At 68.9% G+C, this 746-nt stretch carries 1 protein-coding gene and 1 pseudogene; both read right to left on the bottom strand.

The window, feature by feature from the left end; translation table 11 throughout:
- Window positions 1-243: pseudogene (locus F4V54_RS11010) on the bottom strand (ABC transporter permease); the annotation flags it as partial.
- Window positions 240-746: ATP-binding protein DrrA1-3 family domain-containing protein (locus F4V54_RS11005; RefSeq protein WP_150387159.1), on the bottom strand; the 507-nt coding region annotated here is incomplete at its 5' end. The pseudogene F4V54_RS11010 and the gene F4V54_RS11005, both read right to left, overlap by 4 nt.

The following is a 746-nucleotide window of genomic DNA, read 5'->3' as shown; positions in this document are numbered from 1 at the left end:
GACGTCCTGTCCCACCGCCATCGCCGACGCCGCGGCGGTGAACATCGCCGCCTGGAACAGGCAGCCGCCGAGCACGAAACGCAGGTACCCGAAGCCGGATTGCTCCGCCGAGTACCCGAACACCGCGTACAGGCACAGCAGGAAGAGGGGCGGAACCACGAACATGGAGATCAGCGACGCGGTGTTGCGTCGCAACAGCAGCAGATCCCGACGGAGAAACGCCGCGACCGACGTCGCACTCATCGCGCCGCACCCCCTGCGTTCATCGATATGAACACCTCGTTGAGGGTGGGCGGCGACACGCTCAGCGAATCCGGCAACGCTTCCGAGGCCTCCATCGCCTGCGCCACCGCCTCGAGGACCCGCGGTCCGGGGTCGACGTCGAGGGACACCGACTTCCCCGCGACGCGGGCGCCGTCCAGGCACGTTCCCCCGAGGCAGCGGGCGAACGCCTCCGCCTCGGCGGCGGTGGCGAAGGACACGCGGAGCACGTGCGACCCGAAGGCGCGGCGCAATTCCTCCGGCGTTCCGCTGGCGACGATGCGGCGATCCTTGAGCAGATGGACGTGGTCTGCCAGCGCCTCCGCCTCTTCCAGGTACTGGGTGGTCAGCACCAGGGTCATTCCGTCGTCCCGCAGTTGCCGGATGAAGCCCCACAGCTCTTCGCGGCTGACCGGGTCCAGCCCCGTCGTGGGTTCGTCGAGGAACAGCAGCCTGGGCACGACGCACAGCGACGCGGCGATAGA

The sequence above is a fragment of the Corynebacterium tuscaniense genome (genome assembly GCF_008693065.1).
Lineage (GTDB): Bacteria > Actinomycetota > Actinomycetes > Mycobacteriales > Mycobacteriaceae > Corynebacterium > Corynebacterium tuscaniense.
This window is presented reverse-complemented; position numbering and strand designations above follow the sequence as displayed.